General features: G+C 64.2%; 19 protein-coding genes and 1 riboswitch. Of the genes, 5 read left to right on the top strand and 14 right to left on the bottom strand.

The features are described from left to right. Positions 1–3: 3 nt before the first annotated feature. The 14 genes from JG747_RS17995 to JG747_RS17930 all read right to left on the bottom strand — a co-directional run bounded on the left by JG747_RS17995 (position 4) and on the right by JG747_RS17930 (position 14336). Positions 4–1509, bottom strand: a complete 1506-nt coding sequence (locus JG747_RS17995; protein WP_019858928.1) for an NADH-quinone oxidoreductase subunit M — start codon at positions 1507–1509, stop codon at positions 4–6. Then, entirely contained in the window at positions 1509–3482 is a 1974-nt protein-coding gene (nuoL, locus tag JG747_RS17990; protein WP_038647492.1) for an NADH-quinone oxidoreductase subunit L, read from the bottom strand. Before nuoL ends, JG747_RS17995 begins: the two co-directional genes overlap by 1 nt. A 10-nt stretch (positions 3483–3492) precedes the next feature. Next, a complete protein-coding gene (nuoK, locus tag JG747_RS17985; protein WP_019858930.1) occupies positions 3493–3801 on the bottom strand; it encodes an NADH-quinone oxidoreductase subunit NuoK in 309 nt (102 codons plus the stop codon). Position 3802: 1 nt separating this feature from the next. Then, positions 3803–4423: an NADH-quinone oxidoreductase subunit J gene (locus JG747_RS17980; protein ID WP_019858932.1), complete on the bottom strand. Its 621-nt coding sequence runs from the start codon at positions 4421–4423 to the stop codon at positions 3803–3805. 126 nt (positions 4424–4549) lie between these two features. After that, entirely contained in the window at positions 4550–5041 is a 492-nt protein-coding gene (gene nuoI / locus JG747_RS17975) for an NADH-quinone oxidoreductase subunit NuoI (RefSeq protein ID WP_027046992.1), read from the bottom strand. Continuing rightward, the gene (gene nuoH / locus JG747_RS17970; RefSeq protein ID WP_038647495.1) at positions 5041–6084 is read right to left on the bottom strand and encodes an NADH-quinone oxidoreductase subunit NuoH; all 1044 of its coding nucleotides are present in this window, start codon (positions 6082–6084) and stop codon (positions 5041–5043) included. Before nuoH ends, nuoI begins: the two co-directional genes overlap by 1 nt. A 2-nt stretch (positions 6085–6086) precedes the next feature. Then, entirely contained in the window at positions 6087–8168 is a 2082-nt protein-coding gene (nuoG, locus tag JG747_RS17965; protein ID WP_038647497.1) for an NADH-quinone oxidoreductase subunit NuoG, read from the bottom strand. Positions 8169–8241: 73 nt separating this feature from the next. After that, entirely contained in the window at positions 8242–8937 is a 696-nt protein-coding gene (locus JG747_RS17960) for an NADH-ubiquinone dehydrogenase (RefSeq protein ID WP_202359734.1), read from the bottom strand. A 61-nt stretch (positions 8938–8998) separates the two neighbouring features. Continuing rightward, positions 8999–10303 carry an NADH-quinone oxidoreductase subunit NuoF gene (gene nuoF, locus JG747_RS17955; protein ID WP_019858939.1) on the bottom strand — a complete coding sequence of 435 codons (1305 nt, stop codon included), beginning with the start codon at positions 10301–10303 and terminating at the stop codon, positions 8999–9001. 10 nt (positions 10304–10313) lie between these two features. Continuing rightward, the gene (locus tag JG747_RS17950; protein ID WP_202359733.1) at positions 10314–11588 is read right to left on the bottom strand and encodes an NADH-quinone oxidoreductase subunit E; all 1275 of its coding nucleotides are present in this window, start codon (positions 11586–11588) and stop codon (positions 10314–10316) included. Beyond that, a complete protein-coding gene (locus tag JG747_RS17945; RefSeq protein ID WP_019858941.1) occupies positions 11589–12779 on the bottom strand; it encodes an NADH-quinone oxidoreductase subunit D in 1191 nt (396 codons plus the stop codon). Between the two features lie 9 nt (positions 12780–12788). Then, positions 12789–13394, bottom strand: a complete 606-nt coding sequence (locus JG747_RS17940; RefSeq protein ID WP_019858942.1) for an NADH-quinone oxidoreductase subunit C — start codon at positions 13392–13394, stop codon at positions 12789–12791. A gap of 4 nt (positions 13395–13398) precedes the next feature. After that, the gene (locus tag JG747_RS17935; RefSeq protein ID WP_015317338.1) at positions 13399–13980 is read right to left on the bottom strand and encodes a NuoB/complex I 20 kDa subunit family protein; all 582 of its coding nucleotides are present in this window, start codon (positions 13978–13980) and stop codon (positions 13399–13401) included. Continuing rightward, positions 13971–14336, bottom strand: coding sequence for an NADH-quinone oxidoreductase subunit A (locus tag JG747_RS17930; protein ID WP_010910112.1), 366 nt, complete (start codon positions 14334–14336; stop codon positions 13971–13973). The genes JG747_RS17935 and JG747_RS17930 overlap by 10 nt, the downstream gene beginning before the upstream one ends. A gap of 332 nt (positions 14337–14668) precedes the next feature. Here JG747_RS17930 and JG747_RS17925 point away from each other — a divergent pair, with 332 nt between their 5' ends. The 5 genes from JG747_RS17925 (at position 14669) to cobG (ending at position 22505) form a co-directional block, all read left to right on the top strand. Next, entirely contained in the window at positions 14669–15868 is a 1200-nt protein-coding gene (locus JG747_RS17925) for a winged helix-turn-helix domain-containing protein (protein ID WP_202359732.1), read from the top strand. A 29-nt stretch (positions 15869–15897) separates the two neighbouring features. Beyond that, positions 15898–16102: riboswitch (cobalamin riboswitch) on the top strand. 39 nt (positions 16103–16141) lie between these two features. After that, positions 16142–16570, top strand: a complete 429-nt coding sequence (locus JG747_RS17920) for a DUF1636 family protein (RefSeq protein WP_038647506.1) — start codon at positions 16142–16144, stop codon at positions 16568–16570. A 2-nt stretch (positions 16571–16572) separates the two neighbouring features. Further along, the gene (cobW, locus tag JG747_RS17915) at positions 16573–17610 is read left to right on the top strand and encodes a cobalamin biosynthesis protein CobW (protein ID WP_202359731.1); all 1038 of its coding nucleotides are present in this window, start codon (positions 16573–16575) and stop codon (positions 17608–17610) included. 18 nt (positions 17611–17628) lie between these two features. Beyond that, complete coding sequence (gene cobN / locus JG747_RS17910) at positions 17629–21150, top strand: cobaltochelatase subunit CobN (RefSeq protein WP_202359730.1); 3522 nt, start codon at positions 17629–17631, stop codon at positions 21148–21150. Next, entirely contained in the window at positions 21147–22505 is a 1359-nt protein-coding gene (gene cobG / locus JG747_RS17905; protein ID WP_202359729.1) for a precorrin-3B synthase, read from the top strand. The genes cobN and cobG overlap by 4 nt, the downstream gene beginning before the upstream one ends. Position 22506: the final 1 nt, after the last annotated feature.

Here is a 22506-nt window from a genome sequence, read left to right as displayed (position 1 = left end):
GGGTCAGTTCGCCGCCGCGGTTTGCGCGGCGCCGATGGATGCGGTGACATTGGTGACGAGCGACTTGACCGACTGGGCCGTCGCGTCGAAGACGGGAGCGGGATAGACGCCGAAGAAGATGACCAGCGCGACCAGCGGGTAGATGATCACCTTCTCGCGCAACGACAGGTCGAGCAGCCCCTTCAGACTGTCCTTGGTCAGCGCGCCGAAGATCACCCGGCGGTAGAGCCAGAGCGCGTAGGCCGCCGACAGGATGACGCCCGTAGCGGCGAAGAACGCCACCCAGGTGTTGACCCGGAACACGCCGAGCATGGTCAGGAACTCGCCGACGAAACCACTGGTGCCGGGCAGGCCGACATTGGCCATGGTGAAGACCATGAACACGGTGGCGTATTTCGGCATGTTGTTGACCAGCCCGCCATAGGCAGCGATCTCACGCGTGTGCATGCGGTCATAGATGACGCCGACGCACAGGAACAGCGCGCCCGAGACCAGGCCGTGGCTGAGCATCTGGAAGATGGCGCCCTGCACGCCTTCCTGGTTCATGGCGAAGATGCCCATGGTGACGAAGCCCATATGGGCGACAGAGGAATAGGCGATCAGCTTCTTCATGTCGTCCTGCATCAGCGCCACCAGCGAGGTGTAGATGATGGCGACGACCGACAGCGTGAACACCAGCGGCGCGAACATTTCCGACGCCAGCGGGAACATCGGCAGCGAGAAGCGCAGGAAGCCGTACCCACCCATCTTAAGCAGAATTGCGGCCAGGATCACCGAGCCCGCCGTCGGCGCCTCGACGTGCGCGTCGGGCAGCCAGGTGTGCACCGGCCACATCGGCATCTTCACCGCGAAGGAGGCGAAGAAGGCGAGCCATAGCCAGGTCTGCATATTGGCAGGGAAGCTGTGCGTCAGAAGCGTCGGAATGTCGGTCGTGCCCGACTGATAGAACATCGCCATGATGGCGAGCAGCATCAGCACCGAACCGGCGAGCGTGTAGAGGAAGAACTTGAACGAGGCGTAGACGCGCCGCTTGCCGCCCCAGACGCCGATGATGATGAACATCGGGATCAGGCCGGCTTCGAAAAAGACGTAGAACAGCACGATATCCAGCGCGCAGAACACGCCGATCATCAGCGTTTCGAGCAACAGGAAGGCGATCATGTAGGCCTTGACGCGCTTCTCGATCGCTTCCCACGAGGCCAGGATACAGAGCGGCATCAGGAACGTCGTCAGGATGACGAACAGCATGGAAATGCCGTCGACACCCATATGGTAGGAAATGCCGGAGTCGAGCCAGGCGGCCTTCTCGACGAACTGGAAGCCTGACTGAGAATTGTCGAAGCCGGTCCAGATGAACACCGAGATGATGAAGGTGAATGTCGTCGTCAACAGCGCGATGGCGCGGATGTTGCGGCGCGCATTTTCGCTGTCATCCTTGATGAACAGGATAAGCAGCACACCAACCAGCGGCAGGAAGGTGACCAGCGAGAGGATTGGCCAGGCGGTCATCAGAGCATCATCCAGGTGACGAGTGCGGCAACGCCGATCAGCATGGCGAAGGCATAGTGATAGAGGTAGCCGGTCTGCAGCTTGACGACGCGGTTGGTGACATCGACGACGCGCGCCGAAATGCCATCCGGCCCGAGCCCGTCGATGACGGTGCCGTCACCGGTCTTCCACAGGAAATGGCCAAGGCGCTTGGCGGGCCGCACGAACAGGAAGTCGTACAGCTCGTCGAAATACCACTTGTTGAGCAGGAAGGCGTAGAGCAAGCGATGGTTGGCGGCGACGCTTCGGGGCAATTCCGGTGAGCGGATGTAGAACTTCCAGGCCACCGCGAAGCCGATCAGCATGGCGATGAAGGGCGACAGTTCGACCCACAGCGGCAGTTCGTGGATTTCGTGCAGGATGTGATTGTCCGGCAGCGTGAACAGCGACGCCTTCCAGAACTCGGCATAGCCTTCGCCGATGAAGGAATTGTGGAAGATGATGCCGGCAAACAGTGCACCCGCAGCCAGGATGAACAGCGGCACCAGCATCACCGGCGGCGATTCATGCACATGGTGCATCACCTCATGGCTCGCCCGCGGCTGGCCGTGGAAGGTCATGAAGATCAGCCGCCAGGAATAGAAGGAGGTGAAACAGGCGGCGATGACCAAAAGCACGAAGGCGAGGCCGGCAACCGAATTGTGGCTGGCAAAGGCGCTCTCGATGATGGCGTCCTTGGAGAAGAAACCGGCGGTACCGATGACGGTCACCGGAATGCCGACGCCGGTCAGCGCCAGCGTCCCGATCACCATCATCCAGTAGGTGGTCGGGATCAGCTTGCGCAGACCGCCCATCTTGCGCATGTCCTGCTCGTCGGAGACGGCATGGATGACCGAGCCCGAGCCGAGGAACAGCAGCGCCTTGAAGAAGGCGTGCGTGAACAGGTGGAAGATCGCCGCGCCATAGGCGCCAACGCCGAGCGCCACGAACATGTAGCCGAGCTGCGAGCAGGTCGAATAGGCGATGACGCGCTTGATGTCGTTCTGAACGAGACCGACGGTGGCCGCGAAGAAGGCGGTGAAGGCGCCGATGAAGGTCACCACGGTCAGCGCCGAATGCGACAGTTCGAACAGCGGCGACAGCCGCGCCAGCATGAACACGCCGGCGGTCACCATGGTTGCGGCATGGATGAGAGCCGAGACCGGCGTCGGGCCTTCCATGGCGTCCGGCAGCCAGGTGTGCAGCGGCACCTGCGCCGACTTGCCCATGGCGCCCATGAACAGCAGCAGGCAGACGACGGTCATCGCCGCCTGCTTGTCCAGCGCATGGCCGAGGAAGGTCAGCACGGCAGCACCTTGCGGCGCGCCTTCGGCCGGAACGAACGTCGCCGCATTGGCGAAGATGGTGCCGAGATTGACCGAGCCGAACAGCACGAACACACCGAAAATGCCGAGCGCGAAACCGAAATCGCCGACGCGGTTGACGACGAAGGCCTTGATGGCCGCGGCGTTGGCCGACGGCTTCTTGTACCAGAAACCGATCAGCAGGTAGGAGGCGAGACCGACCCCTTCCCAGCCGAAGAACATCTGCACGAGGTTGTCGGCCGTCACCAACATCAGCATGGCGAAGGTGAACAGCGACAGATAGGCGAAGAAGCGCGGCCGGTTCGGATCGTGGTGCATGTAGCCGATCGAATAGATATGGACCAGCGCCGAAACGGTGTTGACCACCACCAGCATCACCACCGTCAGCGTGTCGATGCGCAGTGCCCAGGACACGTCCAGCCCGCCGGACTGGATCCAGTGCAGCACCGGCACGGTGAACACTTCGCCATGGCCGAAGCCGACGCTGAAGAAGGCGACCCACGACAGCACCGCGGAGATCACCAGGAAGCCGGAGGTGATGTATTCGGACGCCTTGGCGCCGAGCGACGTGCCGAACAGGCCGACGATCAGGAAGCCGAGCAGTGGAAGGAAGACGATGGCCTGATACATGGTGGTTCCGTCAACCCTTCATCATGTTCACGTCTTCGACCGCGATCGAGCCGCGGTTGCGGAAGAAGACGACGAGAATGGCAAGTCCGATGGCGGCTTCAGCCGCCGCGACCGTCAGCACGAACAGCGCGAACACCTGGCCGACCAGATCGCCGAGCGCCGCCGAAAAGGCGACGAAGTTGATGTTGACCGCAAGCAGGATCAGCTCGACCGACATCAGGATGACGATGACGTTCTTGCGGTTCAGGAAGATGCCGAACACGCCGAGCGTGAACAGGATCGCCGATACGGTCAGATAATGTGCGATGCCGACGACCATCTCAGACTCCTTCGCCCGACTTGACCTTGCGGATTTCCATGCCGGTGGCCGGCGTGCGGCCGACCTGGGCTGCGATCGACTGCCGCTTGATCCCTTCCTTGTGACGCAGCGTCAGCACGATGGCGCCGATCATGGCAACCAGCAGGATGAGGCCCGAAATCTGGAAGTAGTAGAGGTAGTCGGTATAGAGGATGTCGCCGAGCGCGGCCGTGTTCGAGCGCGTGGCGAGATCGGGGATCGGTTTGGACACTGTCGCGGCCAGCTTCGGCGCGAATGTGTAGCCGCCGAGCACGACGATCAGCTCCGCCGCCAGGATCAGCCCGACCAGCGCGCCGATCGGCGCGTATTGCAGCGCGCCCTCTTTCATTTCAGCGAAGTCGACGTCGAGCATCATGACGACGAACAGGAACAGCACCATGACCGCGCCGACATAGACGACGAGCAGGATCATCGCCAGGAACTCGGCGCCGGTCAGCATGAACAGGCCGGCGGCGTTGAAGAAGGTCAGGATCAGGAACAGCACCGAATGCACGGGGTTGCGCGATGAAATGACCATGAACGCCGACGCCACGGCGACAAAGGCGAAGAGGTAGAAAAAGGCCGCCTCTAGTCCACTCAGCATTGGGGTTCCCCCGGGTTCCTATCCCAAACAGGACATTCGTCGTGTTTGATTTTTGCGACCGCCTCCGGTCGGCAAGTTTCGTTGTGTCCTTAGACGAGGCCCCTCGCCTCGTCCATGCGTCAAATATCAGCGGTACGGCGCATCCAATGAGATGTTGCGCGCCAGTTCGCGCTCCCACCGGTCGCCATTGGCCAGCAGCTTGTCCTTGTCGTAGTAGAGCTCCTCGCGCGTTTCAGTCGCGAATTCGAAATTCGGCCCCTCGACGATGGCATCGACCGGGCAGGCTTCCTGGCAGAAGCCGCAATAGATGCACTTCACCATATCGATGTCGTAGCGCACCGTGCGGCGCGTGCCGTCATTGCGGCGCGGGCCGGCCTCGATGGTGATGGCCTGCGCCGGGCAGATCGCCTCGCACAATTTGCAGGCGATGCAGCGTTCCTCGCCATTGGGATAGCGGCGCAGCGCGTGCTCGCCCCGGAAGCGCGGGCTGGTCGGCCCCTTCTCGTGCGGATAGTTGATCGTCTCCTTCGGCGCGAAGAACTGGCGCATCGACAGGAAGAAGGCGCTGACGAAATCCTGCAGAAGCAGCGATTTTGCGGCCTGGGACAAAGCGGACATCACGCAAACCCCGTGATCTTGAGGAAGGCTGCGGTGGCGACAACCATGAACAGCGAGATCGGCAGGAACACTTTCCAGCCCAGCCGCATCAGTTGGTCGTAGCGGTAGCGCGGCACGAAGGCCTTCACCATCGAGATACCGAAGAACACGAAGCACACCTTCAGCACGAACCAGATGACGCCGGGCACCCAGGTGAAGGGCGCGAAGTCGAAGGGCGGCAGCCAACCGCCGAGGAACAGGATGGTCGCCAGCGCGCACATCAGGACGATGGCGACATACTCGCCGAGGAAGAACAGCAGGAACGGCGTCGACGAATATTCGACCATATGGCCGGCGACCAGTTCCGATTCGGCCTCGACCAGGTCGAAAGGCGGGCGGTTCGTCTCGGCCAGCGCCGAGATGAAGAAGATGATGAACATCGGGAACAGCGCCAGCCAGTTCCAGTCGAGGAAGGAGTTGGGCAGGCCGAGTCTGGTGCCAAGCCCACCCTGCTGCGACATCACGATATCGCTGAGGTTGAGCGAGCCGGCGGTGAGCAGCACGGTGACGATGACGAAGCCGATCGAGACTTCGTAGGAGACCATCTGCGCGGCCGAACGCAGCGCGCCGAGGAACGGATATTTCGAGTTCGACGCCCAGCCGCCCATGATCACGCCGTAGACCTCGAGCGAGGAGATGGCGAAGACATAGAGGATGCCGACATTGACGTTGGCGATCGCCCAACCCTGGTTGACTGGAATGACCGCCCAGGCCGAAATCGCAAGCACCGCCGATACCAGCGGCGCCAGAAGGAACACGCCCTTGTTGGCGCCGGACGGGATGACCGGTTCCTTGAAGACGAATTTCAACAGGTCGGCGAAGGCCTGCAGCGTGCCCCAGGGGCCGACGACGTTCGGGCCACGGCGCAACTGCACCGCCGCCCAGATCTTGCGGTCGGCGTAGAGGATGTAGGCCACGAAGATCAGCAGCACCACGATCAGCACGACTGACTTTAGAAGGATCAGCAGCGCCGGCAGCACGTAGAAGGAGAAGAAGGTGTCCATGCTTATTCCGCCGCCTGCTTGAAGCCGCTCTTGGCCAGTGCCGAGCATTCCGCCATCACGGCCGATGCCCGCGCGATCGGGTTGGTCAGGTAGAAATCCTTGACCGGCGAGGTGAAGGTGCCCTTGTTCAGTCGCCCGCCGAGCTTCGCCACGCCGGCAATGTCCTCGGCATTGCCGGCCGCGACCTGATCGATGCGGGCCAGATGCGGATACTCGCCATAGAGCTTGGCGCGCAGTTGCGGCAGTGAATCGAACGGCAGCTTCTTGCCCAGCACGTCGGACAGGGCCCGCAGAATCGCCCAGTCCTCGCGCGCATCGCCAGGCGCGAAACCGGCGCGGTTGGTCTGCTGCACGCGCCCTTCGGTGTTGACGTAGGTGCCTGACTTTTCCGTGTAGGCAGCCGCCGGCAGGATGACATTGGCGCGATGCGCGCCGTGGTCGCCATGGGTGCCGATATAGACGACGAAGGCGCCGCCGGTCTTGCCCATATCGATCTCGTCGGCGCCGAGCAGAAACAGCACGTCCGTTTCGCCGAGCATACCGGCGACATCCTTGCCACCCTCGCCCGGCACAAAGCCGAGATCGAGGCCGCCGACCCTGGCCGCCGCATTGTGCAGCACGGCAAAGCCGTTCCAGTCGGCGCGAGCGGCATTGACAGCAGCGGCGAGCTTCGCCGCCTGGCCGAGCACGGCCGCGCCGTCGGCGCGCGCCAACGCGCCCTGGCCGATAATGATCAGCGGATGCGTCGCCTTCTTCAGCGTCTGGAAGAACGTGCCATTGCCGTCGGCCAGATCCTTCAGCGAATCCGGCCCGGCACCGAGCAATTCATACTCGTAGCGTGTGTCGCCGACATCGCCGATGACGCCGACCGGCAGATTGCCGACCCGCCAGCGCTTGCGGATGCGGGCGTTGAGCACCGAGGCCTCGAATCGCGGATTGGCGCCGATGATCAGCACCGCATCGGCCTGCTCGATGCCTTCGATGGTCGGGTTGAAAATGTAGCTGGCACGGCCGAGCGCCGGATCGAGTGCGGCGCCATCCTGGCGGCAGTCGACATTCTTAGAGCCGAGCGAAGCAATCAGCAGCTTCAGCGCGTAGATTTCCTCGACCGCCGCGAGATCGCCAGCGATGGCGCCAATCTTCTCGGGCGTGGTCTTCGACACCGCGTCCTTGATCGTCGCGAACGCTTCGGCCCAGCTTGCCGCAACCAGCCTGCCGTCCTTGCGCACATAGGGACGGTCGAGGCGCTGCGTGCGCAACCCGTCCCAGATGAAGCGGGTCTTGTCGGAAATCCACTCCTCGTTCACCTGCTCGTTGACGCGCGGCAGGATGCGCATCACTTCGCGGCCACGGCTGTCGATGCGGATCGCCGAGCCGACGGCGTCCATCACGTCGATGGATTCGGTCTTGGTCAGTTCCCACGGCCGCGCCTGGAAGGCGAAGGGCTTGGAGGTCAGCGCGCCGACCGGGCACAGATCGATGACATTGCCCTGCAGTTCCGAGGTCATCGCCTGTTCGAGATAAGTGGTGATCTCGGCGTCCTCGCCGCGGCCGATCAGGCCGAGTTCGGAAATGCCGGCGACTTCGGTGGTGAAGCGGACGCAGCGCGTGCAATGGATGCAGCGGTTCATCACTGTCTTGACCAGCGGGCCGATATACTTGTCTTCGACCGCGCGCTTGTTCTCATGATAGCGCGAGGAATCGACGCCGAAGGCCATCGCCTGGTCCTGCAGGTCGCATTCGCCGCCCTGGTCGCAGATCGGGCAATCCAGCGGATGGTTGATCAGCAGGAACTCCATCACGCCTTCGCGGGCCTTCTTGACCATCGGCGTGTTGGTGAAGATTTCCGGCGGCTCGCCATTGGGGCCGGGGCGCAAATCGCGCACGCCCATGGCGCAGGAGGCCTGCGGCTTGGGCGGCCCGCCCTTCACCTCGATCAGGCACATGCGGCAATTGCCGGCGATCGACAGCCGCTCATGGAAGCAGAAGCGCGGCACTTCCGCGCCCGCGTCTTCCGCTGCCTGCAGCAGCGTGTAGTGGTCGGGTACAGTGATCTCTTTCCCGTCGACCTTGAGCTTTGCCATTCGCTTCAAACCCCTGCGGATTTCCCGCAATCTCATTTCCCGGGCGCGTCAGACGCAGCGCCCGGCATTTCATTCACTTCTTCGCGGCCAGCACAGCCGCCTGCGCAGTCCACTCGTCACGGCCGATACGGCCGTTGAACGACAGATAGTCGTCGACCCAGGCGATCTCTTGCGGCGACCAGGCGGCGATCTGGGCATAGGTCCAAATGCCGAGCCCGTTCAGCACCTTTTCCAGCTTCGGACCGATGCCCGATATCGCCTTGAGGTCGGACGGTTTCGCCGGCTTGTCCATAGCCTTGGGCTGCCTGAAATCCTCGGGCAGCAGAACGTCGGCGGCCTCGCTCGTTGCAGGAGCGACATTTACCGCAGGCACCGTGGTGGCGGCTTCCTTGGCGGCGATGTCGGTCACTTCCTGCGCGAAGGACTGCGCCTCGGCAATCATGGTTTTGGCCGTCGCCCGCGCCTTGATGGACGACGAGCTCGCGTCCTCGAATTGCTCGACGCGCGCCTCGAAATCCTCGATCAGCGGCTGCATCAGGCGCTGTGATGCCTCGGCGGCTCCTGTGAGTGCCCCCAGCCAGACGCCGAACGCATGATTGGCAAGCCCGATGCCAAGCGCCGACATTGCCGCCGCACCAGCGACAGGGTGCACGAAAAGGTTGACGGCGCTGGCCATCTCCTTCGGCATCATCCTGGTCAGGTCCTGGTTCATCTTCTCGATCTGGTCCAAATTAGGCATCAATGGGTAGGGTGTCGAATAAGGCGCCATAGAGTTCTCCTGGTCGTTTCTTCGTTCGCCCCGCCCCGTTATTCCAGCATTCAAAAATCTTCTATTCCGCCGCCACCATCACCGGTTCGGCTCGATGCGCGTTGCGCGAAAACTCGTCGATGCGCCGCTCCACCTCGCCGCGGAAATGCCGCATCAGGCCCTGGATCGGCCATGCCGCCGCATCGCCCAGCGCGCAGATCGTGTGGCCCTCGACCTGCTTGGTGACGTCGAGCAGCATGTCGATCTCGCGCTTCTGCGCCTCGCCGCGCACCAGCCGCTCCATCACCCGCCACATCCAGCCTGTGCCTTCGCGGCACGGCGTGCACTGGCCGCAGCTCTCATGCTTGTAGAAGTAGGACAGCCGCGCGATCGCCTTCACGACATCGGTCGACTTGTCCATGACGATGACGGCCGCCGTACCGAGGCCGGATTTGAGGTCGCGCAGCGCATCGAAATCCATCGGCGTGTCGATGATCTGCTCGGCCGGAACCAGCGGCACCGAGGCGCCGCCCGGGATGACCGCGAGCAGATTGTCCCAGCCGCCGCGGATGCCACCGCAATGCGTCTCGATCAACTCGCGAAACGGGATCGACATCGCCTCTTCGACGGTGCACGGATTGTTGACGTGGCCGGAGACACAGAACAGCTTGGTGCCGACATTGTTGGGCCGGCCGAAGGACGAGAACCAGGCTGCACCACGGCGCAGGATGGTCGGCGCCACCGCGATCGATTCGACGTTGTTGACGGTGGTCGGGCAGCCATAAAGGCCGACATTGGCCGGGAATGGCGGCTTCAGCCTGGGCTGACCCTTCTTGCCTTCCAGGCTTTCCAGCAGCGCCGTCTCTTCGCCGCAGATATAGGCGCCGGCGCCGTGATGCATGTAGACGTCGAAATCGTAGCCGGACGTGTTGTTCTTGCCGATCAGCTTGGCCTCATAGGCCTCGTCGATGGCGCGCTGCAGCGCCTCGCGCTCGCGGATGAACTCGCCGCGCACATAGATGTAGGCGGCAATCGCGCCCATGGCGAAGCCGGCGAGCAGCGCCCCTTCGACCAGCGTGTGCGGATCGTTGCGCAGGATGTCGCGGTCCTTGCAGGTGCCAGGCTCGGATTCGTCGGCGTTGATGACGAGGTAGCTAGGCCTGCCATCGCTCTGCTTGGGCATGAACGACCATTTGAGGCCCGTCGGGAAGCCGGCGCCGCCACGGCCGCGCAGGCCGGACGCCTTCATCTCATTGACGATCCATTCGCGCCCCTTGGCGACGATGCCGGGCGTGTTGTCCCAGGCGCCACGCGCCATGGCGCCGGCCAGCGACTTGTCGAACAGGCCGTAGATGTTGGTGAAGATGCGGTCTTTATCCTGAAGCATTTTTCGTCCCTCAGACCGGCTTCTTGCCGAAGACGCGGATGTATTCGGCGACGCCGCCCTTGGCGAGCGCCTTGGCCTGCTTGACCCAGTCGTCGCGCTCGATGCGGCCGTGGAAGGAGAGATAGCCGTCCACCCACTCGCGCTCGGCCTTCTTCCAGGAAGAGACCTGCGCGAAGGTGAAGATGCCCAGCGTATGCAGGACGCCCTCGATCTTCGGGCCAACGCCGGAGATCAGCTTGAGATCGTCGACCGCGGCCGGCCTGTCGATACCGGCCGGACGGTTCTTGTCCTCCAGCGACGGTTTTGCGGGCTTTGCCGCCGGCGCCTTGGCTTCCGGCGCCTTGAAGGCAGAGGCCGGTTCGGCCTTGGCCTTCGGCCCATTGCGCTGCTTGGAGACCTTCTCGACTTCCGGCGCTGCCTTGTTGGCGTTGGCGGCCGAATGCAGCGGCGCCGAAACACTCGCCGCCTTCTCCGCCGCCGGCGCCACCTTGGTCTTTGAGGGTGTCTTCAACGCCGGGCTGGTTTCAGGCGCGTCGGTCTTCGGCTTGCTGGCGTTGGACGGGGCGACGGGAGCGGGTGCCGGAACGGGCGCCGCAATGATCGCGTCGGGTGCCGCCTTGGCGGCCTTCGCTGCCTCCCTGGCTTCCCGGTCGCGGGTCGACTTGAGGATCGCCTTTTCGCTTTTCAGCGTCGTGAGACCAGAGGCCGGCTCCGAGCCGGTGCGGCCATTCTGCGGTCCCGGCGCCACCGAGGCGCCCTTGCCCGCATCGTAGAGATCGATGATTTCGGCCAGGCGTTCCGGCGTCAGATCCTCGAACGTATCCTTGAAGATCATCACCATCGGCGCGTTGACACAGGCGCCGAGGCACTCGACTTCTTCCCACGACAAGGTGCCCTTGTCGTTGGTGTGGAACTGGTCGTGATGGATTTTCGAGCGGCAGACATCCATCAGCGCTTCCGAGCCGCGCAGCATGCAGGGCGTGGTGCCGCAGACCTGGATGTGCGCGCGGGTGCCGACCGGATTGAGCTGGTACTGCGTGTAGAAGGTCGCGACCTCGAGCCCGCGAATCCTGGGCATGCCGAGCATGTCCGAAATCGTCTCGATCGCCGCCTTGGTGACCCAGCCTTCCTGTTCTTGCGCCAGCATCAGCAGCGGAATGATCGCCGACTGCTCGCGGCCCTTCGGGTACTTCTTGATCCAATGCTTCGCCGCTGCCGCGTTCGCCCGGTTGAAGGCGAAGGATGCTGGCTGGACGCTGGCTTCTGCGAGACGGCGGACTGACATTTAGCGATCGACCTCACCAAACACGATGTCGAGGGAGCCAAGAACGGCGGTGACGTCGGCCAGCATGTGGCCGCGACACAGGAAATCCATGGCTTGCAGATGCGCGAAACCGGGCGCGCGCAGCTTGCAGCGATACGGCTTGTTGGTGCCGTCGGAGACGAGATAGACGCCGAATTCGCCCTTCGGCGCCTCGACGGCCGCATAGACCTCGCCGGCCGGCACGCGATAGCCCTCGGTGTAGAGCTTGAAGTGGTGGATCAGCGCTTCCATCGAACGCTTCATCGCCGCGCGCTTGGGCGGCACGACCTTGCCGTCGAGGTTCGACACCGGGCCGGTGCTTTCCTTGCCGAGCAGAAGATCGACGCACTGGCGCATGATCCTGGCCGACTGGCGCATTTCTTCCATGCGCACGAGGTAACGGTCGTAGCAGTCGCCGTTCTTGCCGATCGGAATGTCGAAATCCATTTCCGAATAGCATTCATAGGGCTGCGACTTGCGCAGATCCCAGGCCGCGCCCGAACCGCGCACCATGACGCCCGAAAAGCCCCAGGCCCAGGCATCGGCCAGCGAAACAATGCCGATATCGACATTGCGCTGCTTGAAGATGCGGTTGCCGGTCAGCAGCTTGTCGAGGTCGTCGATCGACTTCAGGAACGGGTCGATCCACTTGCCGATGTCCTCGACCAGCTGGCGCGGCAGGTCCTGATGGACGCCGCCGGGCCGGAAATAGGCGGCATGCATGCGCGAGCCGGAGGCGCGCTCATAAAACACCATCAGCTTTTCGCGCTCGACGAAACCCCACAGCGGCGGCGTCAGCGCGCCGACGTCCATCGCCTGCGTCGTCACATTGAGGATGTGCGACATGATGCGGCCGATCTCGCAATAGAGCACGCGGATCAGCTGGCCGCGCCTCGGCACTTCGATGCCGAGCAGGCGTTCGGCGGCCAGTGCGAAGGCATGTTCCTGATTCATCGGCGCGCAATAGTCGAGCCGGTCGAGATAAGGCACAGCCTGCAGATAGGTTTTTGCCTCGATCAGCTTTTCGGTGCCGCGATGCAGCAGCCCGATATGCGGATCGACGCGATCGACGACTTCGCCGTCGAGCTCCAGCACGAGGCGCAAAACGCCGTGCGCCGCAGGATGTTGCGGGCCGAAATTGATGTTGAAATTGCGGACGGAGGTCTCAGCCATTCTGGCGCCTCAATTCGTCTTGGCTTTTTCGTCCCCGGGCAGCACGTAGTCGGTGCCTTCCCAAGGGGAAAGAAAATCAAAATTGCGGAATTCCTGCTTGAGCTCGACCGGCTCGTAGATGACGCGCTTGGCTTCGTCGTCGTAGCGCACTTCGACGAAGCCTGTCAGCGGGAAATCCTTGCGCAGCGGATGGCCTTCGAAACCGTAGTCGGTCAGCAGGCGGCGCAGATCGGGATGGCCCGAGAACAGCACGCCATAGAGATCGTAGGTCTCGCGCTCGAACCAGTCGGCGCCGGGGAAAACCCCGGTGATCGACGGCACCATCGTCTCCTCGTCGGCCTGCACCTTGACGCGAATGCGCACATTCTGTTTCGGCGACAGCAGGTGATAGACGACGTCGAAGCGCTTGGCCCGCGACGGATAGTCGGCGCCGCAGACATCGATGATCGAGATGAACTGGCAGCGCGCATCGTCGCGCAGGAAAGTCACGACTTCGATGAGGTCGCGCGGCTCGACATGAATGGTGAGCTCGCCATAGGCAATGTCAGCGCCATTGACGCGACCGATCAGCCTTTCGCCGAGATAGGTCGACAGTTCGCTAAGGGATGCGGCCATGGATTTACCGTTCGATCGTGCCGGTGCGGCGGATTTTCTTCTGCAGGAGAAGAATGCCGTAGAGCAAAGCTTCGGCGCTCGGCGGGCAGCCGGGCACATAGATGTCGACAGGCACGACGCGGTCGCAGCCGCGTACCACCGAATAGGAATAGTGGTAGTAGCCGCCGCCATTGGCGCAGGAGCCCATCGAGATGACGTAGCGCGGCTCCGGCATCTGGTCGTAGACCTTGCGCAGCGCCGGCGCCATCTTGTTGGTCAGCGTGCCGGCGACGATCATGATGTCGGACTGGCGCGGTGACGCACGCGGCGCGACGCCGAAGCGCTCCGAGTCGTAGCGCGGCATCGAGGTGTGGATCATCTCGACGGCGCAGCATGCCAGACCGAAGGTCATGAACATCAGCGAGCCCGAGCGCGCCCAGGTGATCAGCGCCTCGGTCGAGGTGACCAGGAAACCCTTGTCGGCAAGCTCATTGTTGATTTCGAGGAAGAAGGGATCGTCCTCCCCCACCGGCCTGCCGGTGTTGGGATCGATGATGCCCTTCGGCTTCGGCGCGACGAGGGTGCCTGAACTGTCGTTCAATCCCATTCCAGCGCTCCTTTTTTCCATTCATAGGCAAAGCCGATGGTCAGCACTGCCAAAAACACCATCATCGACCAGAAACCCAGCATGCCGATCTTCGAGAAGGACACTGCCCAGGGAAACAGGAAGGCCACTTCGAGGTCGAAGATGATGAACAGGATCGACACCAGGTAGAAGCGGATGTCGAATTTCATGCGGGCATCGTCGAACGAGTTGAAACCGCACTCGTAGGCGGAAAGCTTTTCGGGATCGGGATTGCGGTAAGCCACCAGGAACGGTGCGGCCAGCAGCGCCAGGCCGACGACCAGCGCCACGCCGATGAACAGGACGATGGGCAGGTACGAACTGAGAAGTGCGTTCATGCAGCGGCTTTCCGTTGGCGCCAATCCACTTTGATTACAGCACCGGACCTTAATGCGGAAGCGTGACAGATTAACCGCTGAACCGTTTTAAGGGGCCTATGCTGCAACGCGGCGAGGGTTAGCGCAGCACTTCCAGCGAAGCAAGTCAAACCTTGTTCAAAACGCCGACCTGGACGGCATATCCGGAGAAACTGGTCCGATCCGCTCCTGTTTGATTTCCTTCGTTTTATACTCCACTTTTCTCTCCTGACAGGGTTGCCGCTAAAACCCTGCTAGCATGGGCTGGAATCACCCGTCAGACCCACAGCAGAAGCGCCCAGAGTGATACCTGCATGAAGGAAAAAATCTCGCTTGCCATGGCCCGGCGCATCGCGCTCGCCGCACAGGGGTTTCTCGATCCCCGCCCAAATGGCACACCCGACCGCCGCCACTTCGCCCGCGTGCTCTCCCGCACCGGCCTGCTGCAGATCGATTCCGTCAGCGCGGTGGTGCGCGCGCATTATATGCCGCTTTATTCCCGCCTTGGCCCCTATCCCTTGACCTTGCTCGACAATGCCGCCGTGACGCGCAAGCGCACCGTCTTCGAATACTGGGCGCATGAGGCTTCCTTCCTGCCGGTCGAGACCTACCCGCTGATGCGCTGGCGCATGCAGCGCGCCGAGCAGGGCGACGAGATGTATCTGGGCCTGGCCAAATGGGGCCGCGAGCACGCCGCCTATATAGAAGAGATCTACCGCGAGGTCGCCGCGCGCGGCCCGATCGCCGCTTCGGCGCTGGAAGGTCAGAAAGGTTCGGGCGGCTGGTGGGGCTGGAGCCATGCCAAGCATGCCTTCGAATGGCTGTTCTGGGCCGGGCGCATCACCACGGCGCACCGCCGCGGCTTCGAGCGCTTCTATGATTTGCCCGAGCGCGTGCTGCCGCAGGCGATCCTCGACCTGCCCGTGCCGCCAGCCGAGGACGCGCACCGCGAATTGCTGCGCATTTCTGCCCGCGCCCATGGCGTGGCGACATCAGGCGACCTGCGCGACTACTTTCGGCTATCGCCGGCCGACATGAAAGGCCGGCTGGAGGAACTGGTCGAGTTGGGCGAATTGCTGCCGGTGCGTGTCGAGGGCTGGGACAAGCCGGCCTACCTTCATAAGGACGCCCGCCTGCCCCGGAAAATCGAGGCCCGCGCACTGTTGGCGCCGTTCGACCCGGTCGTCTTCGAGCGCTCGCGCTCGGAGCGGCTGTTCGATTTCCACTACCGCATCGAGATCTACACGCCGGCTGAGAAGCGCCAATACGGCTATTACGTCCTGCCCTTCCTGCTCGGCGACCGGATCGTCGCCCGCGTCGACCTCAAGGCTGACCGGCCGGCCAGCGTCCTGCGCACCCACGCCGCCTACGCCGAACCCGGCGCGCCACCTGAAACCGCCGCGCAACTCTTCGAGGAACTGCAGCAGATGCAGGGCTGGCTTGGCCTTCAACGCATCGAAGTGACACCCGCCGGCGATCTGGGTCCGGCGCTCGCCGACATCGCCATGTCGTAGCCGCGCGTTGACACCGCTGCCTGCAAAAGCCTAAATCCGCTCCAGACGGTCCCTTGCCCGCAACGGCAGGGGCTAAGAGGGAATGCGGTGCGGGATTTCGATCTCAAATCCGCGGCTGTCCCCGCAACTGTAAGCGAAGAGCCAAGGCCGAAAGCCACTGGGACGTTCCCGGGAAGGCGGCACCCAAGGCGATGACCCGCGAGCCAGGAGACCTGCCGTCTGCGACAAAAGAATCCGATCGCCCGGCGGGTTTCCGGGCAAGGAGCCCGGTTTTTGGACCAGAACAGCAGTTTTTCGGCTGGCACAGCGGACAATTCGTCCGCCGACGGCGATGCCTTGGCCGGCGTCACCGTCATCGTCTGCGCCTCCTGCCGCGACGAGACCGGCTCCGACGCCCATCCCCGCGCCGGCGAACTGCTAGCCGAAGACACGCGCCAAGCCGCTGCAGGCGATGACATCCGCATCCGCACGGTCGAGTGCCTCGGCAATTGCAAGCGCCGGCTGAGCGCCGCGATCCTGCGCGACGGCTGCTGGAGCTATGTCTTCGGCGACCTGACCGCGACCAGCGGCGCCGACCTCGTCACCGGCGCCAAAATCTTCGCCGCCTCGACCGACGGCCTCATTCCATGGCGCGGTCGGCCCGATTCCCTCAAGCGCGGCCTCGTTGCCCGCATTCCTCCCCTCAACCTGCTGAAGGATTGATCATGAGCGCTTCCGTCACCCGCGTCCCCTGCACCGTCGTCACCGGCTTCCTTGGTGCCGGCAAGACGACGCTGGTCCGCCATCTCCTGGAAAACGCCAGCGGCAAGCGCATTGCCATCATCGTCAACGAGTTCGGCGACATCGGCATCGACGGCGAGATTCTGAAGGGCTGCGGCATCGACACCTGCCCGGAGGAAAACATCGTCGAACTGGCCAATGGCTGCATCTGCTGCACCGTGGCCGACGATTTCGTGCCGGCGCTCGACCAGATCCTGTCGCTCAACCCCAAGGTCGATCACATCCTGATCGAGACCTCGGGCCTGGCCCTGCCCAAGCCGCTGGTCCAGGCATTCCAGTGGCCGACGGTGAAGAGCCGCGTCACCGTCGATGGCGTCATCGCCGTGGTCGACGGTCCCGCACTGGCCGAAGGCCGGGTCGCCAACGACATGGACGCCTTGCAGGCGCAGCGCGCGCAAGATGATAGCCTCGACCATGACGACCCGGTCGAGGAACTGTTCGAGGACCAGATCGCCTGCGCCGACCTGATCATCCTGTCGAAAAGCGATCTTATGGACGCCGCCGGTTCGGCCCGCGCCAACGCCATCATCGGCGAACACTCCGCCCGTGCCGTGAAGATCGTGCCGACCTCGCATGGCAAGGTCGATCCCTCCGTGCTGCTCGGGCTCGGTCTCGCCGTCGAGGACGACATCGAGAACCGCAAATCCCATCATGACGGCGCCTTCGACCACGAGCATGACGACTTCGACACCTTCATCGTCGACATTCCCTCGATCGCCAATCCGGATGAGCTGGCACAACGCGTCGCCGCCGCCGCCGAACAGGAAAACGTGCTGCGCGTGAAAGGCTTCGTCGAGGTCGGCGGCAAGCCGATGCGGCTCTTGCTGCAGGCCGTCGGCCCGCGCGTCAATCATTACTATGACCGCGCCTGGACCGCCGAGGACAACCGCCGTTCGCGCCTGGTCGTCATCGGCCTCAAGGGGCTGAACCGCCCGGCAATCGAGCGTATACTCGCCGGCTGATTTCAGACACGGGCCGCGATGCATATCCTCACCACGACCTCCGCCTCGCTCGACGATCTCGCCGAGCCGGTCGATCTGCGGCAGACGCCGGCGGATATCGTGGCCCTGTCCTTCACCGACAGCGACCTCGCCGGACTGGCGGCCGCCTGGAAGGCGGATGCCGGCCGTTTGCCCTCGATGCGGCTGGCGGCGCTTCGCGACCTGCGCCACCCTATGTCCGTCGACCTCTGGGTCGACAGCGTCGCCCGCCACGCCAAGATCATCCTGGTACGCATCCTCGGCGGCTACGACTGGTGGCGCTACGGCTGCGACCAGCTGGCCTCGACCGCTCGGGAACGCGGCATAAAACTGGCGCTGCTGCCCGGTGAAAGCCATGACGAGGATATCAGGCTGATCGAAGCCTCGACGCTGCCGCGCTGGGAATTGGACGCCCTGCTCGGCTATTTCCGCGAGGGCGGCCCGGCCAATATGGGCGCGCTGGTGCAGCGGCTGGCCAGGCTGGCTGGGCAGGACGCGGCCGTTGTTGAGCCGGTGGCGGTGCCGAAGGCCGGCTACTACGAGCCAGGCCGCGGCGTCGTCCCCTTCGCCCTCGAGGGAGAGGGAAAGGTCGTGCCCATTCTCTTCTACCGCTCGATGCTGCTGGCCGCCGACGTCGCACCCATCGACGCCCTTTTCGATGCGCTGCGGCAGCGCGGCATGACGCCTGTCCCCATCTTCGTCTCCGGCCTCAAAGACCCGACATCCCTGGCCTTCGCGGAAACCGCCATCGCCAAGCTCAGACCCGTTGCCATCATCGCCGCGACCGCCTTCGCTTCCGGCGCCGAACCCGGCGTTGAAACCCTGTTCGACCGCGCCGGCGTGCCCGTTTTCCAGGTCATCGTCGCCACCACCCGCCGCGACATCTGGGAGAATAACCAGCGTGGCCTGGCGCCCGCCGACCTCGCCATGCATGTCGTGCTGCCAGAACTGGACGGCCGCATCCTCGCCGGCGCGATTTCCTTCAAGGGTGAAAGCGATGTCGATCCCGCGCTTGGCCACCGCGCCTTCGCCAACCGGTCGGAACCGGATCGCGTCGCGCAGGTCGCTGACCGCGTGGCAGCCTTCATTCGCCTGCAGGAGACGCCCCGCGCGACGCGCAAGCTCGCCATCCTGATCCCGGACTATCCCAGCGCGCCTGGCCGTACCGGCTATGCCGTCGGCCTCGACGTGCCGTCGAGCGTGCTGGCGATGCTGCATGACCTGAAGGAACAGGGCTACGGGGTTGAAGGGATCCCGCAATCGCCTCGGGAATTGCTGGATTTGCTGGAGCGGGGCGATGGTGGGTTGGGATTGGATGAGTATCTCGACCTTTCACGAGACCTGCCTGTCGAGGCAATGACTGCTGTTGAGGCGGCGTGGGGGAAAGCGGAAGACAAGACAGGTTTGCGCGAGGCACCCCCCTCTGTCCTGCCGGACATCTCCCCCGCAAGGGGGGAGATTGGCAGTTTCAGCGCTAAGGCCACTCTTGCAACGTCGGAGATTGGCGAGGGCAGAGATGACAGCGTAATCTCCCCCCCTGCGGGGGAGATGTCCGGCAGGACAGAGGGGGGTGTTCAAGCGCCGACCTCGCTGCACTTCCCCTTCCGCGCCACGACCTTCGGCAACATCACCGTCGCCCTCGCCCCCGACCGCGGCCGCTCGGCCGACCGCCGCGCCGACTACCACGACCCGACACTCCCGCCACGCCACGCCCTGCTCGCCTTCGGCCTCTGGCTGCGCAAATCTCTCGGCGTCCACGCCCTGATCCATGTCGGCGCCCACGGCACGCTGGAATGGCTGCCGGGCAAGACTGTCGCGCTGTCGAAGGCCTGCTTCCCCGAGATCGTCACCGGCGCCATGCCCGTCATCTATCCCTTCATCGTCTCCAATCCCGGCGAGGCAGCACAAGCCAAGCGGCGCATCGCCGCCGTCACCCTCGGTCATCTGCCACCGCCGCTGGCCGGTGCGGGACTTGACGAAGATCAGCACAAACTTGAGCGCCTGGTCGATGAATACGCCCAGGCCGACGGCCTCGACCGCCGCCGCCGCGACCGCCTGGCAAAACTGATCGTCGACACCGCGCAGAAAACTGGCCTCGCCGCCGAAGCCGGTGTCGCCAGGACCGACGCGCCCGACGAAGCGCTGCGCCGCATCGATGCCTGGCTCTGTGACCTCAAGGATTTCGCCATCAAGGATGGCCTGCATATCTATGGCCGCGCGGCTGACGACGAGCCCGACGCTATGCGCCGCCAAAGTGCCGAGGCTGAAAGGTCGGCGCTGCTTGCCGCGCTCGATGGCCGCCACGTCAAGGCCGGCCCGGCCGGCGCGCCGGCGCGCGGACGTTCCGACGTGCTGCCCACCGGCCGCAATTTGTTCACGTCGGATCCACGCACCATGCCGACGCCGACCGCCTATGATCTGGGCAAGGCGGCGGCGGAAGAAGTGGTGCGCGGCTATCTGCAATCGCACGGCGACTGGCCGCGTTCGCTGGTCATCGATCTCTGGGGCTCGGCCTCATTGCGCACCGGCGGCGAGGAGATCGCGCAAGGCCTGGCGCTGATGGGCTGCCGGCCGCAATGGGATGCCGCCACCGGCCGCATCACCGGCATCGAAGTGCTGCCGCCGGCGACGCTCGGCCGCCCGCGCGTCGACGTCACCTGGCGCATATCGGGCCTGTTCCGCGACATGTTCCCGACCCAGATCGCGTTGATCGACGCCGCCGCCAACGCCGTTGCCGCCCGCGATGAAGAAGATTCGGAAAACCCGCTCGCGGCCCGGACCCGCGTCGATGGCAAGATCAGCCCGCGCATTTTCGGCACCTCACCCGGCACCTATGGCGCCGGCGTCGAGAATCTCCTGTCGAGCGGCGACTGGGGCGCGCGTGAAGAGATCGGCCGCGCCTATCTCGACGCCACCTCGCACGCCTATGGCGGCGAAAGCGGCGAAGGCGTCTCCGCGCCCGGCGCCTTCGAAACCCGCATCGCCGAGGCCGATCTTCTGGTCCACACCGGCGACGACCCCGGCCGCGACATTCTCGAAGGCTCCGCCGACGTCGCCTTCATCGGCGGCTTTTCAGCCGCGCTTGCGGCGCTTGGCCGGAATGCCGACGTCATCGTGCTCGATACGACGGACCCGCAAATGCCGAAGCCGCGCTCGATCAGTGAGGCCGTATCGCGCGTGGTGCGCGCCCGCGCTGTCAATGCCCGCTTCATCTCAGGCCAGATGCGGCACGGCCCACGCGGCGCCTCTGAATTCGCCGAGACGGTCGACCGGCTGGTCGGCTTCGCCGAAACCACGCATGCCATATCGGGCGCGCTGATCGAGGCCGTGCACGACGCCTATGTCGGCAACGCGGATGTTCGCGCCTTTATCCTTCGGGAAAACCCGGCGGCGGCGAAAGTCATTGCCGAGCGTTTCCTGTCGGCGCGCCGGCGCGGCCTCTGGCATCCCTTGCGCAATTCCATCGACGACGATCTCGCCGCGCTGATTGCAGAGGCCGAGGCGCTGGGAGTGGCGGCATGAACGCCTTCTCACGTCGCGGCGCCTGCCCGGCCCTGTCGGCGCCGATGCAGACCGGCGATGGACTGCTGGTGCGGCTCAACCCGGTTGCTGGAGCATTTTCGCCGAAGCTGTTGATCGGTCTGGCCGAATCCGCCCTGCGGCATGGCAACGGCATCATGGAAGTGACAGCGCGCGGCAGCCTGCAGATTCGCGGGTTGACGGCGGATAGCGCTGCGCTGCTGGCGGCGGAGGTCGACGCGCTGGGCATTGCAGTGCGCACCGGCGTGCCGGTCGAGACGGGGCCGCTGGCGGGCATCGATCCGCAGGAGGTTGCCGATCCACGACCACTGGCTGAGCGGGTCAGGGTGGCGGTTGACGAGGCCGGGCTGACGCCAAGGCTCGGGCCGAAGGTGTCTGTCGTGGTGGATGGCGGCGGGCAACTGACGATGGATGCGGTGACGGCCGATGTGCGGCTGAAGGCGGTACGGGCCGACAACGGCATCGTTTGGAGCGTATCGGTTGCCGGCGATGGCCAAAACGCGAAGGTGCTGGCAACGGTCGATGCGGATGCCGCCAGAGACATAGCCGTGGCTGCACTCAGGATGGTCGCTGAAAAAGGCCGTGAGGCGCATGCGCGGGACTTGTCGGAGCGGCAGTTGGTGTCTCTAGCAGGTTGGCTATGCTTGACAGGTTTGCGCGAGGCGTCCGGCAGGACTGAGGGGGGCGCCTCGCGCAAACCTATCGGCCCTTTTCCCTTAGCCGGCGACACTTTCACCCTCGGCATTGCCCTCCCCTACGGCAGCATGCCGGCGGATAAAATCATCGACCTTGCGCAAAGCGCCGTCACCCTCGGCACCACCGAAATCCGCCTCGCCCCAGGCCGCGCTCTGCTCTTCCTTGGCCAGCCGACGGACACCAACCAACCCCTCCAGACTATCGCCGCCACCCTCGGCTTCGTCACCTCCGCCGCCGACCCGCGCACGCGCATCGCCGCCTGCCCCGGCACGCCGGCTTGCGCCTCCGGCCGCATCGCCACCCGCGACATCGCCGAGACGATCGCCACGGAAAACGCCGACATCCTTGACTTCACCCTGCACATTTCCGGCTGCGCCAAGGGCTGCGCGCATCCCGGCCCGGCGGCGCTCACAATCGTCGGCGGCGAAAATGGAGCCGGACTTGTCGTGAACGCGACGGCAAAGGCTCTTCCTGCCGGCTACAGGCCGGGCTATGACGCCGCGCGCGGCTTCAGTCGCGTCGCTGCGCTGATCCGCAGCGCACGATTCCAGGGCGAGACCGCCGCCGCCTGCCTGACAAGGCTCGGGCCGGCGGCAATCGCCGAGACTTACCGACAGGCCCAAACTAAAAAACGGAAATGAG

This window comes from Mesorhizobium sp. 131-3-5, from assembly GCF_016756575.1.
GTDB lineage: Bacteria > Pseudomonadota > Alphaproteobacteria > Rhizobiales > Rhizobiaceae > Mesorhizobium > Mesorhizobium jarvisii.
Note: the sequence above shows the minus strand (reverse complement) of the source record. Positions and strands in the feature narration are given on the sequence as shown.

Excerpts from the sequence above, each read along its gene's own strand:
- JG747_RS17995 (WP_019858928.1), bottom strand. The coding sequence starts at position 1,509 with ATGACCGCCTGGCCAATCCTCTCGCTGGTCACCTTCCTGCCGCTGGTT.
- nuoL (WP_038647492.1), bottom strand. The coding sequence starts at position 3,482 with ATGTATCAGGCCATCGTCTTCCTTCCACTGCTCGGCTTCCTGATCGTC.
- nuoK (WP_019858930.1), bottom strand. The coding sequence starts at position 3,801 with ATGGTCGTCGGCATCGCACATTATCTGACCGTATCGGCGATCCTGTTC.
- JG747_RS17980 (WP_019858932.1), bottom strand. The coding sequence starts at position 4,423 with ATGCTGAGTGGACTAGAGGCGGCCTTTTTCTACCTCTTCGCCTTTGTC.
- nuoI (WP_027046992.1), bottom strand. The coding sequence starts at position 5,041 with ATGTCCGCTTTGTCCCAGGCCGCAAAATCGCTGCTTCTGCAGGATTTC.
- nuoH (WP_038647495.1), bottom strand. The coding sequence starts at position 6,084 with ATGGACACCTTCTTCTCCTTCTACGTGCTGCCGGCGCTGCTGATCCTT.
- nuoG (WP_038647497.1), bottom strand. The coding sequence starts at position 8,168 with ATGGCAAAGCTCAAGGTCGACGGGAAAGAGATCACTGTACCCGACCAC.
- JG747_RS17960 (WP_202359734.1), bottom strand. The coding sequence starts at position 8,937 with ATGGCGCCTTATTCGACACCCTACCCATTGATGCCTAATTTGGACCAG.
- nuoF (WP_019858939.1), bottom strand. The coding sequence starts at position 10,303 with ATGCTTCAGGATAAAGACCGCATCTTCACCAACATCTACGGCCTGTTC.
- JG747_RS17950 (WP_202359733.1), bottom strand. The coding sequence starts at position 11,588 with ATGTCAGTCCGCCGTCTCGCAGAAGCCAGCGTCCAGCCAGCATCCTTC.
- JG747_RS17945 (WP_019858941.1), bottom strand. The coding sequence starts at position 12,779 with ATGGCTGAGACCTCCGTCCGCAATTTCAACATCAATTTCGGCCCGCAA.
- JG747_RS17940 (WP_019858942.1), bottom strand. The coding sequence starts at position 13,394 with ATGGCCGCATCCCTTAGCGAACTGTCGACCTATCTCGGCGAAAGGCTG.
- JG747_RS17935 (WP_015317338.1), bottom strand. The coding sequence starts at position 13,980 with ATGGGATTGAACGACAGTTCAGGCACCCTCGTCGCGCCGAAGCCGAAG.
- JG747_RS17930 (WP_010910112.1), bottom strand. The coding sequence starts at position 14,336 with ATGAACGCACTTCTCAGTTCGTACCTGCCCATCGTCCTGTTCATCGGC.
- JG747_RS17925 (WP_202359732.1), top strand. The coding sequence starts at position 14,669 with ATGAAGGAAAAAATCTCGCTTGCCATGGCCCGGCGCATCGCGCTCGCC.
- cobW (WP_202359731.1), top strand. The coding sequence starts at position 16,573 with ATGAGCGCTTCCGTCACCCGCGTCCCCTGCACCGTCGTCACCGGCTTC.
- cobN (WP_202359730.1), top strand. The coding sequence starts at position 17,629 with ATGCATATCCTCACCACGACCTCCGCCTCGCTCGACGATCTCGCCGAG.
- cobG (WP_202359729.1), top strand. The coding sequence starts at position 21,147 with ATGAACGCCTTCTCACGTCGCGGCGCCTGCCCGGCCCTGTCGGCGCCG.